General features: G+C 75.5%; 16 protein-coding genes. 8 read left to right on the top strand and 8 right to left on the bottom strand.

Annotated features, from left to right (window positions below; genetic code table 11):
* Positions 1 to 77 precede the first annotated feature (77 nt).
* The 5 genes from PH190_RS15705 to yaaA all read right to left on the bottom strand — a co-directional run bounded on the left by PH190_RS15705 (position 78) and on the right by yaaA (position 3,345).
* Positions 78 to 233, bottom strand: a complete 156-nt coding sequence (locus PH190_RS15705) for a hypothetical protein (RefSeq protein WP_274232470.1) — start codon at positions 231 to 233, stop codon at positions 78 to 80.
* Entirely contained in the window at positions 233 to 955 is a 723-nt protein-coding gene (locus tag PH190_RS15710; RefSeq protein WP_274232471.1) for a class E sortase, read from the bottom strand. The genes PH190_RS15705 and PH190_RS15710 overlap by 1 nt, the downstream gene beginning before the upstream one ends.
* Positions 956 to 1,010: 55 nt before the next feature.
* Positions 1,011 to 1,169, bottom strand: a complete 159-nt coding sequence (locus PH190_RS15715) for a hypothetical protein (RefSeq protein WP_274232472.1) — start codon at positions 1,167 to 1,169, stop codon at positions 1,011 to 1,013.
* 82 nt (positions 1,170 to 1,251) lie between these two features.
* Positions 1,252 to 2,409, bottom strand: coding sequence for a glycosyltransferase family 2 protein (locus tag PH190_RS15720; protein WP_274232473.1), 1,158 nt, complete (start codon positions 2,407 to 2,409; stop codon positions 1,252 to 1,254).
* Positions 2,410 to 2,613: 204 nt separating this feature from the next.
* Complete coding sequence (yaaA, locus tag PH190_RS15725; RefSeq protein WP_274232474.1) at positions 2,614 to 3,345, bottom strand: peroxide stress protein YaaA; 732 nt, start codon at positions 3,343 to 3,345, stop codon at positions 2,614 to 2,616.
* Between the two features lie 33 nt (positions 3,346 to 3,378).
* On the opposite strand from yaaA, the gene PH190_RS15730 reads away from it, so the two are divergent.
* The 6 genes from PH190_RS15730 to PH190_RS15755 all read left to right on the top strand — a co-directional run bounded on the left by PH190_RS15730 (position 3,379) and on the right by PH190_RS15755 (position 11,965).
* Positions 3,379 to 4,284: an aminoglycoside phosphotransferase family protein gene (locus PH190_RS15730; RefSeq protein WP_274232475.1), complete on the top strand. Its 906-nt coding sequence runs from the start codon at positions 3,379 to 3,381 to the stop codon at positions 4,282 to 4,284.
* Between the two features lie 38 nt (positions 4,285 to 4,322).
* Positions 4,323 to 8,417 (top strand): TIGR02680 family protein, encoded by a 4,095-nt coding sequence (locus PH190_RS15735; RefSeq protein ID WP_274232476.1) that lies wholly within the window; start codon positions 4,323 to 4,325, stop codon positions 8,415 to 8,417.
* Entirely contained in the window at positions 8,414 to 9,880 is a 1,467-nt protein-coding gene (locus PH190_RS15740) for a TIGR02677 family protein (RefSeq protein WP_274232477.1), read from the top strand. The genes PH190_RS15735 and PH190_RS15740 overlap by 4 nt, the downstream gene beginning before the upstream one ends.
* Complete coding sequence (locus tag PH190_RS15745; protein ID WP_274232478.1) at positions 9,877 to 11,037, top strand: TIGR02678 family protein; 1,161 nt, start codon at positions 9,877 to 9,879, stop codon at positions 11,035 to 11,037. Before PH190_RS15740 ends, PH190_RS15745 begins: the two co-directional genes overlap by 4 nt.
* 102 nt (positions 11,038 to 11,139) lie before the next feature.
* The gene (locus PH190_RS15750) at positions 11,140 to 11,508 is read left to right on the top strand and encodes an ArsR/SmtB family transcription factor (protein ID WP_274232479.1); all 369 of its coding nucleotides are present in this window, start codon (positions 11,140 to 11,142) and stop codon (positions 11,506 to 11,508) included.
* A complete protein-coding gene (locus tag PH190_RS15755; RefSeq protein ID WP_274232480.1) occupies positions 11,489 to 11,965 on the top strand; it encodes an SRPBCC domain-containing protein in 477 nt (158 codons plus the stop codon). The genes PH190_RS15750 and PH190_RS15755 overlap by 20 nt, the downstream gene beginning before the upstream one ends.
* Here the strand turns inward: PH190_RS15755 and PH190_RS15760 are convergent.
* On the bottom strand, positions 11,956 to 12,705 hold the full coding sequence (locus PH190_RS15760; RefSeq protein WP_274232481.1) for an EI24 domain-containing protein: 750 nt from the start codon (positions 12,703 to 12,705) through the stop codon (positions 11,956 to 11,958). The genes PH190_RS15755 and PH190_RS15760 overlap by 10 nt on opposite strands.
* A gap of 26 nt (positions 12,706 to 12,731) precedes the next feature.
* Positions 12,732 to 13,598 (bottom strand): LysR family transcriptional regulator, encoded by an 867-nt coding sequence (locus PH190_RS15765; RefSeq protein ID WP_274232655.1) that lies wholly within the window; start codon positions 13,596 to 13,598, stop codon positions 12,732 to 12,734.
* Between the two features lie 70 nt (positions 13,599 to 13,668).
* Here PH190_RS15765 and PH190_RS15770 point away from each other — a divergent pair, with 70 nt between their 5' ends.
* Complete coding sequence (locus PH190_RS15770; RefSeq protein ID WP_274232482.1) at positions 13,669 to 14,013, top strand: nuclear transport factor 2 family protein; 345 nt, start codon at positions 13,669 to 13,671, stop codon at positions 14,011 to 14,013.
* Between the two features lie 74 nt (positions 14,014 to 14,087).
* Here the strand turns inward: PH190_RS15770 and PH190_RS15775 are convergent, their stop codons facing one another.
* Positions 14,088 to 14,333, bottom strand: coding sequence for a hypothetical protein (locus tag PH190_RS15775; protein WP_274232483.1), 246 nt, complete (start codon positions 14,331 to 14,333; stop codon positions 14,088 to 14,090).
* Between the two features lie 102 nt (positions 14,334 to 14,435).
* On the opposite strand from PH190_RS15775, the gene PH190_RS15780 reads away from it, so the two are divergent.
* On the top strand, positions 14,436 to 15,440 hold the full coding sequence (locus PH190_RS15780; RefSeq protein WP_274232484.1) for a helix-turn-helix domain-containing protein: 1,005 nt from the start codon (positions 14,436 to 14,438) through the stop codon (positions 15,438 to 15,440).
* Positions 15,441 to 15,509: the final 69 nt, after the last annotated feature.

Below are 15,509 nucleotides of genomic sequence, written 5' to 3' on the forward strand. Positions count from 1 at the left end.
CTGCGCCAACCGACCACCCACCAGCCGCCTGTCACCAACGTGACGGCCGAGTACAGCTAGCGGGGCCCGGCGGACGGTCAGCCGACCGAGACGCCGTCGAGTCCCAGCGCGAGGTCGACCCACGGGAAGACCACGCCGAACAGGGCGGCGACGACCGCCACGGCGAGGACGAGGAGCTGGAGGACCCGCACGGCGACCGGCCCGGGCAGCCGCCGCCACAACCACGCGTACATCAGCTCTCCTCCCGACCCGATCTCGGTGCCGTCTCGGTGAGGACGGCGTGGACGACGAGGCGCTCGCGCGCGGAGAACCGCGGGTGACAGGTCGTCAGCGTGAGGAGGCGCTGCGGCGACGCCGGGGCCTCGGCCGGACGGCCGGGCACCGTGTCCAGGACGCTGGTCTCCGTCGGCCGGACCACCTCGCGACCCGTCAGCCCGGCGTAGACGCCCTCCGGCGCGGCGACGTCGGCGCACTCCGCACGTCGTGCCCGTTCCCGTGGCCAGGCCCGGACCTCGGAGGCCAGGGGGAGCACGCGGTAGGTCAGCCGCGCGTCCCGCGTCTCCACGACGACGGCGTCGCACGACCGGAGCGTCCCGAGACCGTCGAACGGCGCGCCGTGGGTCACGCGGTGGCCCGCCAGCCCGACGTTGCCCGGCTGCCCGGGCAGCGGCGTCCCCGCGTAGTGGCCGACCCCGGCCGCGAGCTCCGGACGGTCGGTGCCCTCGACGACCGCGTACGACCAGTCGGGTCCGAAGGCCGGGATGCGGAGCCGGGCGATGGGCTCCCCCACCACCGGTGGCGCGGCCACCGGGGCACGCCAGGCGTCGTCCAGCGCCGCGGACGCCGAGGCCTGCGCCGACCGGGCCGTCACGGCGGTCCCGTAGAGCTCGTGGACGACGTAGAGCACGAGGACGACCCCGAGCGTCAGCAGGACCTCCGCGAGACCACGGATCACGCGGTGGGCACCGTCCCGTCGACCGGTCGCGCGGGCCGGGCCGGCCACGGCGGTGTCACCGCTCGGCACGGGGCACGAGACGCAGGAGGGCGAAGCCGGCCGCGATGAGGGTCATCGCGGAGACGACCAACCACAGCAGCGGCAGGCCGGTGTAGGCCAGGACGCCCGCGGGCGCGCCGGCGGCGACGGCGGTGGTGCCGAGCTTTCCGTACATGAGGGACTCCTCTCGGGTCGCGGCACGCGTGCGCGTACCGCGGGATGGGACGGAACGGGACGGAGGGGACGGCGGCGCGTGGTCAGCCGGTGCCGGCGTCGGCGTGGTGCCAGACGGCGACGCGGCCCGTGAGCGCGTGGAGGGCGGCGACCAGGTAGATGCCTTGGTGGACGAGGTCGTAGGCGAACTCGAGGACGATGGGGGCGGCGAGGGCCATGGCGGTCCAGCCCTGGCGTCGCACCGTCCAGACGCGCTCGGTGACGAACAGCGCCGGGAGCGCCCACCACACCCCGGACGGCAGGCCGAGCCACCCCAGGAGGCCGAAGACCACGGTCGCCGTGAGGAACAGGACGACCGCCGCGATCCCGAGGTACATCGCGGTCTGCTTCGCGATGTAGGGGACGGTCACGCGGGTGATCCCGTAGTGGCGGAGGTTGTCGAGCGCGCCGCGCTGCCACCGCATGCGCTGCTTCCACAGCGCGGGCCAGCTGGGCATGATCTCGGTCAGGACGCCGCACGAGCGGGGCGAGACGGTGCGCCACCCCAGGCTCTTGACCGCGAGCGTGATCTCGTTGTCCTCGGTGAGGGCGAGGGTGTCGTAGATCGTCCCGTGCTCGCCGGGGAGCTCCGTGCCGCGCGCGTCCGCGACCGCCCGCAGGACGGGGACGCGGAAGACGGTGGCGGTCCCGGTGAGGACGACGGCCCGGCCCTTCTTGCGGGCCACCTCGCGGGCGTAGCGGGCGTACTCGTTGCGCTGCAGCGCCCCGATCAGGCCGCCGCCGGCCTCGCCGTAGAAGACCCCGCCGATCGCCCCGGCGCCCTCGTCGCGGCGCAGGTGCGCCGTCGCCGCGGCCAGGAACCCCGGCACGATCATCGAGTCCGCGTCCATGACCATGACCAGCTCGTCGTCGGCGAGGTCGGGGAGCACGGACGCCAGCGCCTGGTTCAGCGCACCGGCCTTCTTGTCGCGGTTGCCCCGGGTGACGAGCACCTCGGCGCCGAGCTCCGCGGCGACCGTCACGGTCGCGTCGGTGCAGTTGTCGGCGACCACCACGACGCGGGCGGGTCGGTGCGCCTGCCAGCGCAACGAGGCGAGCGCGGCCGGCAGCGCCTCCTGCTCGTCGTGCGCCGGGATCAGCACCGTGACCCGCGGCTCGCCGGCGGTGGCCGGGGGTGACACCGGTGTGCCGATCGCGTCGGAGAGCCGCAGCATGTCGGCCAGGCGACGGCCGCTGTGCATCGGCGGCCGGTCCCCGGCGGCGTGCCGCGTGGACCGTGGCGTGATCGGTGTGGCGACGGACATCTGGTTGACCCCCCGGCAACGCCCACTTGGCTGGAGCATCGTGTACGGAGAGCTTCGAAAGGACCCGAGAGGTCGTTAACCAGGAGCAGAACACTCACCCGTTGGAGTGAGCAACGGTCGCGATTGGGTCACGAAGAGCTATCAGCGCGGGACGACGAGGACGAGCGCGTGCTCCGCGGCCTGCTCCACGCGCAGGCCGGCGTCGCGCAGGAGCGCGAGCACGCCGCCCGCGTCCTTCGGGCGGCGGCGGGAGGAGGCGAGGAGCCGGGCGGCGTGGCCCTTGTGCGACTTGTTCGCGTGGCTGACCACCGTCCGCGAGCCGTCGGCGGCCTCGCTGTGCACGTCCAGCGTCACGGCGCCCTTCGCCGGGCCCAGCGCTGCGTAGGGGCCCGACCGCAGGTCGACGACCAGGTCGTCCTGCCCGGCCAGCAGCGGCATCAGCTCGGGCCGCCAGGTCACCCGCAGCCCCTCACGTCCCGGCAGCGCGCTGCCGCCCGAGAGCCGGTAGGCGGGGATCGGGTCGGTGGCCCCGACCAGCCCGAACAGCGCCGAGCAGATCACGAGCCGCCGCCGCGCCGCCGGCGTCAGGGAGGCGGCGTCGAGCGCGTCGTAGAGCACACCGGTGTAGCGGCGCAGCGCGGGCGTGGTCGGCGAGGTCCACAGCGCGGCGTTGCGGGCGATCTCGTCGTCCTGGCGCTCCGAGACGTCCAGCGCCGCCCGGGAGGCCGGGACGTCGGCGGCCAGCGCCACCAGCTCGTCCACCAGCACCTTGCGCGTCGGGTTGAGAGACGGGAACGACAGCGCGTCGAGGTCGAGCGGGCGGCCGCGCCCGCCGGGGGCCTTGGTCTCCGACGGCGGCAGCACGACGAGCACACCCGGCACGGTAGCCCGGGCACGATGGGCTCGGTGGGCACGGTGCAGGAGCGCGGGACGCCCGGCTGGCGCGACGAGGTGCTCGCGTGGATCGCCGACGTCACCGGGCTCCGGCCCGTCGGCGAGGTGACCCAGCGCCACCGCGCCTGGTCGACGGTGCTGCGCGTGCCGACGGCCGACGGTCCGGTGTGGCTCAAGGAGCCGGTGACGGGCATGGCGGCCGAGGTCGGGCTGCACGCGCTGCTCGCCCGCGTCGCCCCCGACGCCGTCGCGACCCCGCTCGCCGTCGACGTCGAGCGCCACCGCCTGCTCCTGCCCGACACGGGCCCGAGCGTCCGCGACGACGGCTCCGACCCGTCGGCCGCCCTGACCGCGGCCCTGCCCCGCTACGCCGACCTCCAGCGCCGCCTCGCCCCCCACCTCGCCGCGATGGCCGCGCTCGGCGTGCCCGACGCCACCCCGCCGGCCCTGCCCGCGCGGTACGCCGAGGCCGTCGCGACGATCGGCGGTCCCGACCGCACGGCCGAGGTCCGGGCCTGGGCCGACGAGCTCGCCGGCACCGTCCCGTCCAGCCTCGACCACCAGGACCTGCACGCCGGCAACGTCCTCGCCGACGGCCGCTTCGCCGACTGGGGCGACGCCGTCCTCGCCCACCCCTTCGCGAGCCTGCTCGTGGCGCTGGGGTCGCTGCGACGCCGGCTGCAGGTCACGACGGACGACGTCGCCGTCACCCGGCCTCGCGACGCGTACCTCGAGGTCTTCACGGACGTGGCGCCGCGCGACCGGCTGGTCCACCTGAGCCGGGTCGCCTGCCGCGCCGCCGTCGTCGCCCGCGCCCTGACCTGGACCCGGGGCGCGTCGGCCGACCCCCGCTTCGTCGACGCGCCCCGCGAGACGCTCGCGGCCCTCGGGGACCCCGACTGGCTGGCGGGCACCTGAACCCCCGCCCCAGGAATGTGCTCCGTACCCTCCGTCGAGTGCCTGCCGACGATCAGCAGCGCTGGAAGCCCTCCCGCGCCGGCATCCTGAACGTCTACCAGTACCAGGACGAGGTGCTGGAGTTCGGCGACGGCCGCCTGCTCCTGCGCGGGGTCAACGGGTCGGGCAAGTCGACGGCGATGAACATGCTGCTGCCGTTCCTGCTCGAGGCCGACGTCCGCAAGATCGACGCGGCGGGCGAGCAGCGCGGGGTCCTGCGCAGCTGGATGCTGTCGGACCACGACGACACCCAGCGCACCGGCTACCTGTGGATCGAGTTCGAGCGCGCGGGGGAGTACCGGACGGTCGGGTGCGGCATCCGCGCCAACCGCAGCACCGACCGCGTCGCGACCTGGTGGTTCTCCACCGACCGCCGGGTGCGCATCGACCTGCGGCTCACCGAGGCCGACGTCCCGTTCTCGGTCGACGCGCTGCGCGCCGAGCTCGGCACGCGCGGGCAGGTCTTCACGTCGACCGGGGAGTACCGCGCCGAGATCGCCCGCCGCTTCTTCGGCGGCGTCGACCCGGGCGCGTACTTCCGGCTGCTGCACCAGGTCCGCAACCCGCGCGTCGGCGACCGCATCGACGCCGACCTGCCGCGCACGCTGCGCGAGGCGCTGCCGCCGGTGCCCGAGGACGCGGTGCACGACGCCGCGCAGCCGCTCGAGGACCTCGAGGACCACCGCCGCAACGTCACCGACCTCGCCCGCACCGCCGAGGCGCTCGACGGCGCCGTCGAGACCTACACCGACTACGCCCGCCGCGTGCTGATGACCGAGGTCGAGGCGGTGGCGTCCGCGCTCGACATCGCCCGCTCCGCCGCGCGTCGCGTCGACCGCGACCGGGCCGGGGTCGACAAGGCCACCGCCGCGCAGGAGGCGGCGACCCGGGCGACCGGCGACCTCGCCGACGAGCACGCCGAGGCCACCGCCGAGCGCGCCGGGCTCGCGGCGCTGCCCGAGTACACCGCGCACGCCGACCTCGTGCGCCGCCGCGACGAGGTCGCCCGCGCCGACGCGCACGTCGCCACCCTCGACGGCCACCGCGCCCGGGCCCGCGAGCGGGTGGTCGCGGCGGCCGCCGCGGTGGGCGCGGCGCGGGGCCAGCTCGACTCCGATCTCGCCGGGGTGGCCGAGCACCTGCGCGCGGTCGGTGACGCGGCCCGCGAGGCGTCGGCGCCGGGCATCGCCGGCCGGCTCCCCGACCCGCCGGCCCCGGCCACCGAGCCCCGCCGCGACGAGGCCGGCGAGACCACGGTCGAGGTGCCGGTCGAGGACGACGACCCGGCCGCGGACCTGGAGCTGACGCCCGTCGCCGACGCCCTGCGCGCCCACCGCACGACGGTGCGGGCGGTCGCCGAGCACGCCCGCGGCGCCCGGCGCGCCACCGAGGTCGCCGACGCCACCGACACCGCCGCCAGGGAGGCGCTCGCCGCGCGCGGGGCCGCCGAGGAGCAGGCCGCCACCGCCCGCCGCGCCGCCCGGGCCGCGGCGGACGAGCACGCCGAGGCGGTCGCCGGCTGGACCCGGCGCCTGACCGAGCACGTCGCCGCCGTGCCGGCCGCCGAGCCCGGGGGCGCGCCGGGGTGGCTCGGCCTGCCCTCGTCCGAGGTCGACGGGCCCGACGACGACCTGCGCCGCGCCGCCGAGCGCCGCCGCTCGGGAGCCCGCCAGGTCGCCGACGACGTCACGAGCACGCTGGACCGGGCCCGTGACCGCGGGCGCACGACCGTCGCCGACCTCGACGCCACGCTCGCCGACCTGCTCGCCGAGCACGCCCGGGTCGAGGACGCCGGCGAGCTGCCCCTGCCCCGTGCCTCCTGGCGCAGCGACGACGAGGCCCCCGACGGCGCCCTGCTGGCGGCGCTCGTCGACTTCCGCGAGCACCTCGACGACACCGAGCGCGCCGGGCTCGAGGCGGCGCTCGAGGCGTCGGGGCTGCTCACCGCGCACGTCGACGGGGACGGGACGCTGCGCGGGGGCGACCTCGTCGTCGGTGCGGCCGACCCGGTCGCGGGGCCGGCGCTCGACACCCTGCTCGTGCCCGTGGACACCAAGACCGTGCCGGTCGAGGTCGTGGCGTCCGTGCTCGCGGCCGTCGGGACGTCCGCGGGCGCGGTGCGGGTGGCCACGGACGGGACCTTCGCCGCCGGCCCGCTGCGGGGCCGCCACGCGAAGGCGGCGGCCGAGCACGTCGGCGCCGGCGCCCGGGCCCAGGCGCGGGAGCGCCGGCTCGCCGAGCTGACCGCGGCGATCACCGACGCCCAGGGTCACCGGGACGCGGCGGGCACCGTCGCCGACGCCCTCGACGGGCACGCCGAGGGCCTGCGCCGGCTCGTCGCCGAGCTCCCCGGGACGCGCGGGGTGGACGACGCGGTGGCCGCCGCGACCGGCGCGGTCCGTTTCGCCGAGGGCGCGCAGGACCGCCACCGCGAGCTCGCCGCCACCGCGGGCGACGCCCGCCGCCGGGCCGACGACGCGTGGGCGGCCCTGTCGCGCGCCGCGTCCGAGGCCGGCGTGCCCACCGACCCCGACCGCCTCGACGGCCTGCTCGAGGCGGTGTCCGACGCCGAGCGCGCGCTCGCCGCCGTCGACGCCGCCCGCGACCGCGTCGCCCGCACCGCCCGCGCCTGGCGTGAGGCGATCGCCGCGTGGGAGCGCGACGCCGCCGACCACGCGACCGCCGTCGGCGAGCACCGGGAGGCCGCGGGACGCGCGTCGTCGGTGCGCACCGAACTGACGACGATCGAGGAGTCGCTCGGCGAGGAGCCGGCCAAGGTCGCGGCCCGTGTGGGCGAGCTCGACGAGCGCCTGCGCACGATCGCCGCGCGCCTCGAGGAGGCCCGCGAGGAGCAGACCGCGGCCGCCGTCGCGGTGTCGAAGGCCGAGATGACGCTCGAGGAGACCCGCCGGGGCCTCGACGAGAAGCAGCGCGCGGCGCGGTCGGCGCGGGCGCGGCTGGTCGACGCGGCGGCGGTGCCCGGGCTGCTGCAGGCGGCGGAGCGATCGGCTGCTCCCGCCGAGGACACCGACGAGGAGACCGGCCCCGAGCCCCTGCCCTCGGTCGCCGACACCGTCGAGGGCGCCGAGGAGCTGGTCGCGGCCCTGCGCGAGCGGCTGCCCGCCCCGCGGCGGGCGGTCGGCGAGGACGCGCTGGACAAGGCGCTGCGGGCCGCGCGCGACGAGCTCGCCAGCGGCTGGGACGTCGAGAGCCGTCGGGGCGGTGACGGTCGCGACGGCATGCCGCTCGCGGTGCACGTCAGCGGGCCGTCGCGGGCGGTGCTCGCGCAGATGGTGCACCGGGTCGCGGTGCAGCGCCGGCGGGCGACGAGCCTGCTCTCGGCGCAGCAGGACCAGGCGCTGCGCAACCTGCTGCACGGCCGGATCGCCCGCGAGGTCGCCGACGCCCTGTTCGCCGCGCGCGAGCTCGTCGACCGGATGAACCGCATCCTCCGGGGCGTCACCTCCAGCCAGGGCATCGGCGTGCGCCTCGACTGGCGCGCCCGCGGCGACCTCGACCCCGACACCGCGACCGCGCTGGACCTGCTCGGCAAGCACCCCGACCGGCGCTCGCCCGAGGAGGACGACCAGGTCCGCGAGGCGGTGAAGACGCTCGTCGAGCAGGCCCGCGCGCGGGACCCGGAGGCGTCGTACCGCAGCGTCATCGGCGAGGTCCTCGACTACCGGACCTGGCACGAGATGCGCCTCTACCTGCGCCGGCCCGGGCGCAGCGACGAGCTGCTCACGCGCCGCACGACGCTGTCGGAGGGCGAGAAGAAGCTGGTCACGGTGCTGCCGATGGCCGCGGCGGCCGCCGCCAGCGCCGCGGCGCACGACCCGCACGGGGTCGGCGCGCCGCGGCTCGTGCTGCTCGACGACGCGTTCGCGAAGGTGTCCGAGGACAACCACGCCAAGCTCTTCGGGCTGCTCGTGGACCTCGACGTCGACTTCGTCGTCACCTCCGAGCGGCTGTGGGGCACGCACCCGACCGTGCCGGCGTTGGCGATCACCGAGGTGCTGCGCGACCCGGAGCTGCGCGCGATCGCGCTGGTGCACTACCGGTGGGACGGGTCCGCCCTGGAGGTCACGGCGTGACGGGGGTGCGGACCTCGGTCTTCGCCTACGTCACCGAGTCGCCGGAGTACCGGGCGATCCTCGCGGTGTTCGCCGGCACGTTCTTCGCGGAGCTCACGCCGGCCGAGGTGACGGCGCGGCTCTCCGAGGCGGACACGGATCTCGACGAGGCGACCGTGACCGCGCGGCTGGAGGCCCTGCGCGGCTGGGGCAACCTCGAGGTGTCGGCGTCGGTGGGCCAGGTCGGCACGGTCGAGGACTACTACCGGCGCCGCAACCGCTACCTGATCACGCGGGTCGGGCAGGAGGTGCACGACCTCGTCGAGGGCGTGCTCGCGCAGGTCGACGACGTGCGCGACGTGTCGCTGGGCCGCCTCGACCAGGTGCGGGCGGGGCTCGAGGCCGTCGCCGCGCTCGACCCCGCGACCGCCCCGCCGGACCGTCTCGCCGAGGCCGTGCGCGCCGTGTTCGACCCGCACGTGGCGTTCTCCGCGGAGATCACGCAGTTCTTCGCCGCGATCAACCAGTGGCAGTCGCGCTTCGACCTCGACGAGGACGAGTTCGCGTTCTTCTCCGAGGTGCTCGTCGGCTACGTCGGCGAGCGGCTCGAGGCCCTGCGCCGCCGCGCCCGCCCGCTGGCGGCGCTGCTGGAGACGGTGCTGCCGCGGGTGCCGGTGATCGTCGAGCGCGCGGCGGACGGGCTGGCGGCGCGGGTCGCGGCGGCAGGGCTCTCGTCGGTGCGCATCCGCCGCGAGCCGGGCGCGAGCGAGGCGGACTGGGAGAACCTCGCGTCGTGGTTCGTGTCCTCGCTCGGGCGCCCGAGCCGGGTGCAGACGCTCGAGCGCGACGCCGTCGACGCCGTCCGCACCCTGACCCAGAACCTCACGCGGCTCTCCCGCACCGGGACCGCGGGGGCTTCGCGCCGGGCGGACTACCTGCGGCTCGCGCTGTTCTTCGACCGTTCCGCTCCGTCGGCGATCCACGAGCTCGCCGCGGCGGCGTTCGGGCTTTCGGGCGCCCGGCACCTCGGTGGCGCGGGCGGCGACGACACCGACCCCGTCGACGCGTCGGTGTCGTGGTGGGACGCGCCGACCGCGCAGGTGCCGATCAGCCTGCGCGAGCGCGGCGACGCCACCAGCCGCGGGCGCACCAGCCGCGTGCAGGACCGCAGCCAGGAGCGTCGCCACCTGCTGGCGCGCCGCGCGGAAGCCGAGAAGCGGGCCGCGGCGGCCCGGGCGGAACTGCTCGAGACCGGCGCCGAGGGCTTCACCGCGCGCCTGTCCGAGCCGGCCCTGCGCGAGCTCCAGCGCGTGCTCGCCCGCGCGGTCGCCGACCTCGGGCCCGCGGCGTCGTCGGGCACCGTCGTCCTCGACGGTGTCCGCTGCACGGTCGAGCGCGCGCCCGGGGCGTCGGTGACCGTCCCCACCCACGCCGGCGCCCTGCGCGTCCGCGACCTGACCCTGACCGTGGAGCCGGCGCCGTGACCGCGGCCCGGAGCGACCCCCAGCGCGACGGCGAGCTCGTCACCGCGACGCGGGCGCTGCTCGCCCGGCCGTGGCGCACGGCCGAGCAGGACCCCGAGGTCGTCGCGCTCGTCCGCCGCCACGCCGACGCGCTGGACGCGTGGTTCACCCAGGAGCTCAACTACCGGCTCGTCGTCACGGCCGACACGGCGCGGCTGGTCAAGGTCGGGCACGTGCCGACCGACCGGCCGTTGCGCACGATCGCGACGACGCCGCGTGCGTTCACGCCGGCCGAGTACACCGCGCTCGCGCTGGTGCTCGCGGCGACGACGTCGGGCCCCGACCGCACGAGCCTGCGCGACCTGGTCAACGCCGTGCACTCGGCGGCCGCCGAGGCGGGGATCGTCGTGGACACCGACGCGGCGTCGCGGCGGGCGCTGGTGACGGCGCTGCGGTGGCTGATCGCGCACGGGATGGTCCGCGAGCTCGACCGCGGGGTGGGGCTCTACGAGCACGACGCGGACGCCGACGCGCTGCTCGAGGTGCGCAACGACCGGATGGCGCTGCTGCCGACCGGCGCGGTCGTCGGGGCCGAGTCGGCCGAGGACCTGCTCGCCCGGGCCCGGGCGCGCGGGTCGGTGCCGACGGCGGCGCGGCGGCGGCTCGTCGAGGACCCGGTGGTGCTCGCCGACGACCTCGAGCCCGCGCGCTCCGCCGAGCTCCGCCGCCACGCCGGCGACGAGGCCCGGCGGATCGAGGCGCGCACCGGGCTCGTCGTGGAGGCGCGGGCCGAGGGGTTCGCCGCGCTCGACGTCGACGGCGGCTGCTCCGACGTCGCGTTCCCCGGCAGCGGCACGGTCGCGCACGCGGCGTTGTTGCTGGTCAGCGAGCTGATCTACCAGTTCCGGCCGGCCGAGGACCCGGAGCCGATCCCGTGGCCCTCGGTGCGCGAGGTGCTCGCGGAGCTGGTCGGCGAGTACGGCCGGTACTGGTCGAAGGCGGCCATCGCCGACGGCGAGCGCTTCGCCGCCGACGTGGTGGGGCTGCTCGAGGCGATGCGGCTGGTCGCGAAGGAGGCCGAGGGCTCCCTGCGCGTGCTGCCGGCCGCCGCCCGCTACGCCCCGGCGGTCACCGTGGCCGAGGGCGACGACGCCGACGAGCAGCCGACCCTGCTCTGACGTGTCACCGAAGTGCCGTCGCTGACACTCGACGTCCGTATCGGTACGTCGATGACCGACATGTAGCTGGACGGTTAATGAAAGCCGTGGTTACATGTTCTCGTGCTCCCGCTCGAGGCCCTCGCCGACCCGGTCCGCCGGGCCATCGTCGAGCGGCTGGCCGACGGGGAGGTCGGGGCGGGCGAGATCGCCGCCGACTTCCCCGTGAGTCGGCCCGCGATCAGCCGCCACCTGCGCGTGCTGCGCGAGGCGGGGCTCGTGACCTCGCGGGTCGCGGGCCAGCACCGGATCTACGCGCTCGATCGCCGCCCGCTGGCCGAGCTCGACGCGTGGCTGGGGCGGTTCCGCCCGCTGCCCGCGCTCGGTGGCCCCGCGAGCCGGCTCGACGCCCTCGACACCGAGATGCACCGCGGCCGGCGCGCCCGCCGGACCACCGAGAGGGGAGACACCGATGACCACGCCGCCGGCTGAGGTCCGCACCGATCCCGAGGGCACGACGACGGCGATCTGGCGCCGCGAGTACCCCGACCCCGTCGAGGACGTCTGGGCCGCGATCACCGAGTCCGAGCGGCTCGGGCGCTGGATCGGCACCTGGACGGGCGAGCCGCGCGTCGGCGGCACCGTCTCGTTCACCATGACCGGCGAGGTCGACGCGGGCGGCGAGGTCGACGCGCCGACCGACGTGCGCATCCTCGCCTGCGAGGAGCCCCGCCACCTCGCGGTCGAGTTCCCCGCGGACGGCGACCAGTCCTGGTACCTCGACCTCACCGTCGAGCCGCACGGCTCCGGCGCCGTCCTCGTCTTCGCACAGCGCCTCGTCGACGGCCAGACGTCGGCCGACGTCGACGCGGGCTGGCGCTGGTACCTCGACCGGCTCGGGGCCTCCCTGCGCGGCACGCCGATGCCCGACTGGACCGCCTACGCCTGAGCGATCGGCTCCCCGCGCAGCTCCCGCGCGAGCAGCGTCGCGGCGGCCGACGCGGCGGGGATGGCGAGGATCGCGACGAACGGGATCGCCGCGAGCAGGTAGGTCGGGACGCCGACGCCCCAGGTCGCGGCCCTCCGCGTGCGCAGGAGACGACGCCGCGCACGGAAGTCGAGCCCGCGACGCTGCAGCGCCGGGGCCGTCAGCTCGATCATCAGCAGGCGTCCGCCGACGAGCGCGGCGGCGGCGGGCCCGAGGACCGGACCGACGACCGGCACCAGGCCCAGCAGGAACAGCGGGATCGCGGCGAGCACCGACAGCGCGACGAGCAGCAGGCCGTCGCGCGCCCCGCGTGCCACCGACCCCACCCACGACGTCTCCCGGACCGCGGGCACCGCGCCGACCTCGTCGTCGACGATCTCGGCCAGGCGCTCGTAGAAGGGGCCGCCGACCGCGAGGGTCACGGCGACGAAGGTGACGACGGCGACCGCCCCGGCGGCGGCCACGATCGCCGCGCCCGCCGCGATCCGCGTCAGCGACCGCCCCGTCTCCGACCAGCCGTCGGCGAACGGGGTCAGCGCCGCCGCGAGGTCCGGGAGCCAGACGACCAGCGTCGCCAGCGCCCCGACGTAGAGCACCGACACGATCAGCGCGGGGATCGCGCCGAGCAGCAGCAGGCGCGGCGTGCGCAGCACCGTCACGGCGCCGCGCACGAACAGCCGGACACCGAGCACGAGGTCCACGGTGGCGATTGTCCTGGTCGGGTGCGTCAGGCGATCGCGGCCCGGGCACGGTCGAGCAGGGCGCGCGCGGCCGGGCTCAGCGGCGCGTCGCGGCGGCGGGCGAGGTCGATGGCGGCACGCACCTCGGGGGCGATCGGCACCGCGCGCACGTCGTCCCGGCCGGCGAGCGCGGGCGCGGGGACCACGGCGACCCCGAGACCCTGCGCGGCGAGGTCGGCGAGCACCGGCGGCGAGCCCGCCTCCAGCGCCGGGTGGAGCGCGACGCCGGCGTCGGCGGCGGCCCGGTCGAGCGCCGCGCGCACGCCCGCGCCGACGGGCAGGGCGACGACGGTGTGGGCGGCGAGCTCGGCCATCGTCACCTGGGCCGGGGCCTCCGCGGGCGGGAAGGCCGCGACGAGCGGCACGTCGAGCACGACGTCGACGGCGAGGTCGGCGGGCGGGTCGCCGTGGCGCCCGACCCAGGCGAGGTCGAGGTCGTGGCGGCGCAGGCCGTCGAGCAGGGCGTCGGTGGCGTCCTCGACCAGCCGGATCGCGACGCCCGGGTGGTCGCGGTGGAAGGCGCCGAGCAGGCCGGGGAGGTCGACGACGCCGCCCCCGCGCACCATGCCCACGGCGACGCGGCCACGGACGAGGCCGGCGAGCTCGTCGGCGGTGTCGCGGACGCCGGTGACCGCCGCCAGCGCCGCCCGCGCGTGGGGCAGCACGGCCTCCCCGGCCGGCGTGAGCCGCACCCCGCGCGCGGACCGGTCGAACAGCACCTGCCCGAGCTCGCGCTCCAGCCGCGCGATCTGCGCGCTGATGCCGGGCTGGGCAACGTGCTCGCGCGCCGCGGCCCGCGTGAACCCGCCCTCCTCGGCGACGGCGACGAGGTAGCGCAGCTGGTGCAGATCCATAAGCCGCAGTTGTAGCAGGGAGTTCGAGCAGCTCTTCGACTTCTGGGACGCGGCGTCCGACGCTGGAGCCATGCGCACCCCCGCCGACACCATGACCGCCTATTTCGACGGCTGGCGCCGCCACGACGCCGAGTCGCTGCGCGACGTCCTCGCCGACGACGTCGTCTTCGACGGGCCGATGGGCCACGTCGAGGGCCTCGAGGACAACGTCGCGAGCCTGCACGGGCTGCTGTCGATCGTGACCGACGTGCAGGTCCGGCACGTCTTCGTCGACGGGCCCGACGTGCTCACCGTCTACGACCTGCACACCACCGCGACCGACGCCCCGCTGCTCACCGTCAACTGGGCCCATGTCGTCGACGGCCGCGCGCAGACCATCCGCGCGGTCTTCGACCCCCGCCCACTCCTGGGCTAACCGGTCTATGTGAGCACTTTCCACGGCTATAGCCGTGGAAAGTGCTCACATAAGGTCGGGCGCGTTGGTGGACCTCAGCCGGCGTTCAGGCCCGCACCACCAGGGCCAATCTCGCGACGCAGCGCGTCCTGGTTGTCGGCGAGGAAGCCGACTTCTGTCCGAAGGTTGTCGACCTTGAGTTCCATGACGTCCATCTGCGGCCGCACCCGACCGAGCATCTCGTCCCGCAGGACCTTGAAGCAGACCGTCGCGCCGGCGAGGGCGCCGAGGAGAACCCCGATGAGGAGAACGAGCCAGGCAACGAGCACCACGATCAGCACCCCCGACGACGCCGCACTCGCCGACCCCGGGTTTCGGTGGTCCGTTACGACTTGGCGTCAGCCTTGAGGATGACGGTTCCTACTGTCGGGTCAAGTGTCAAGGTGAAGCTGAACTCCAACCTGCGAGTAGTTCAGCTTGATGATCGGACGACAAATGATCGTGAGAATCTCGGGGGAGGTCCGATGACTCAAGTCGACCGACGCACGGTGAAGTTGGGCGCCGTGCTCGGCTCGCTGATCGAGCGCCAGGGCTACAGTAGGAATCGACAGAAGATTCTCGATTCAGTCGGCGTCAGTTCCTCGGCGCTCTCGCAGTACCTGCGGGACCAGAGCAGGCCCAGCTTCGAGAAGCTCGTCTCCCTCGCGACCTTCTTCGATGTCAGCCTCGACTACCTCGTGTTCGGCCAGCGCGAGGCGCCCTCGGTGGATACTGGGCCTGTTCCGGCCATGATCGAGCACGCACTGGCCGACGCTCGGGCGCGGACGAGTCGCCATGCCGCGATCGTCCGGCGGATCACTCGCGTCCTCGCCGACCGGGTGGACGACGTTGCCCGTGAGCTCGCTGAGACGCCGAACGCCTCGAGGGAGGGGCTGTTGCAGGACGACGAGCTCCTCCGGCTCGAGCGTTACGCCCGAGGCGTCGACGTTCTGAGCCCCGACTTGGACTTCGACGTGGTCACGCTCCCCGACGGTACGGCGGCTGCAGGCGCGTTCCTGGAGCAGGTCGCGAGCAATCTGGCGAGGAACTGCGCTTACCGCTTTCTCGCCTCTGCCGAGGAGGGGTCGGACTCTCAGTCTACGCTGCGGGAGATGCTCATCGCCCGAGCCGGTGGCGACGACGTCGCGGCGTTGTGCAACTTTCGGCTGACGACCGTGCCGGTGATGGTCGGCGTTTGTCTGCTCGAGATCGATGTGGTGTCGTTCTCGGCCGAAGAGCCCGCACTGTACGAGCAGTTGGAGAGCTATATCAGCAACGAAGGGTGGATCGGATACGCGATCCGCCCTAACCGCGAGTCAAATGCCGATATGGCCATGAGCAAGGACCGACGGGAACGGGCGCGCGTCGCCTTTGAGTCGGCGTGGCGGAGCGCGAAGGTCACGGTCTGAACCGGTCGAGGGGGAGTCGTGGTCGTGGTGGTGGCGTCAGGGTCTACGCTTCGGCCATGCCCAGGGCGC

The sequence above is a fragment of the Actinomycetospora straminea genome, from assembly GCF_028737255.1.
Lineage (GTDB): Bacteria > Actinomycetota > Actinomycetes > Mycobacteriales > Pseudonocardiaceae > Actinomycetospora > Actinomycetospora straminea.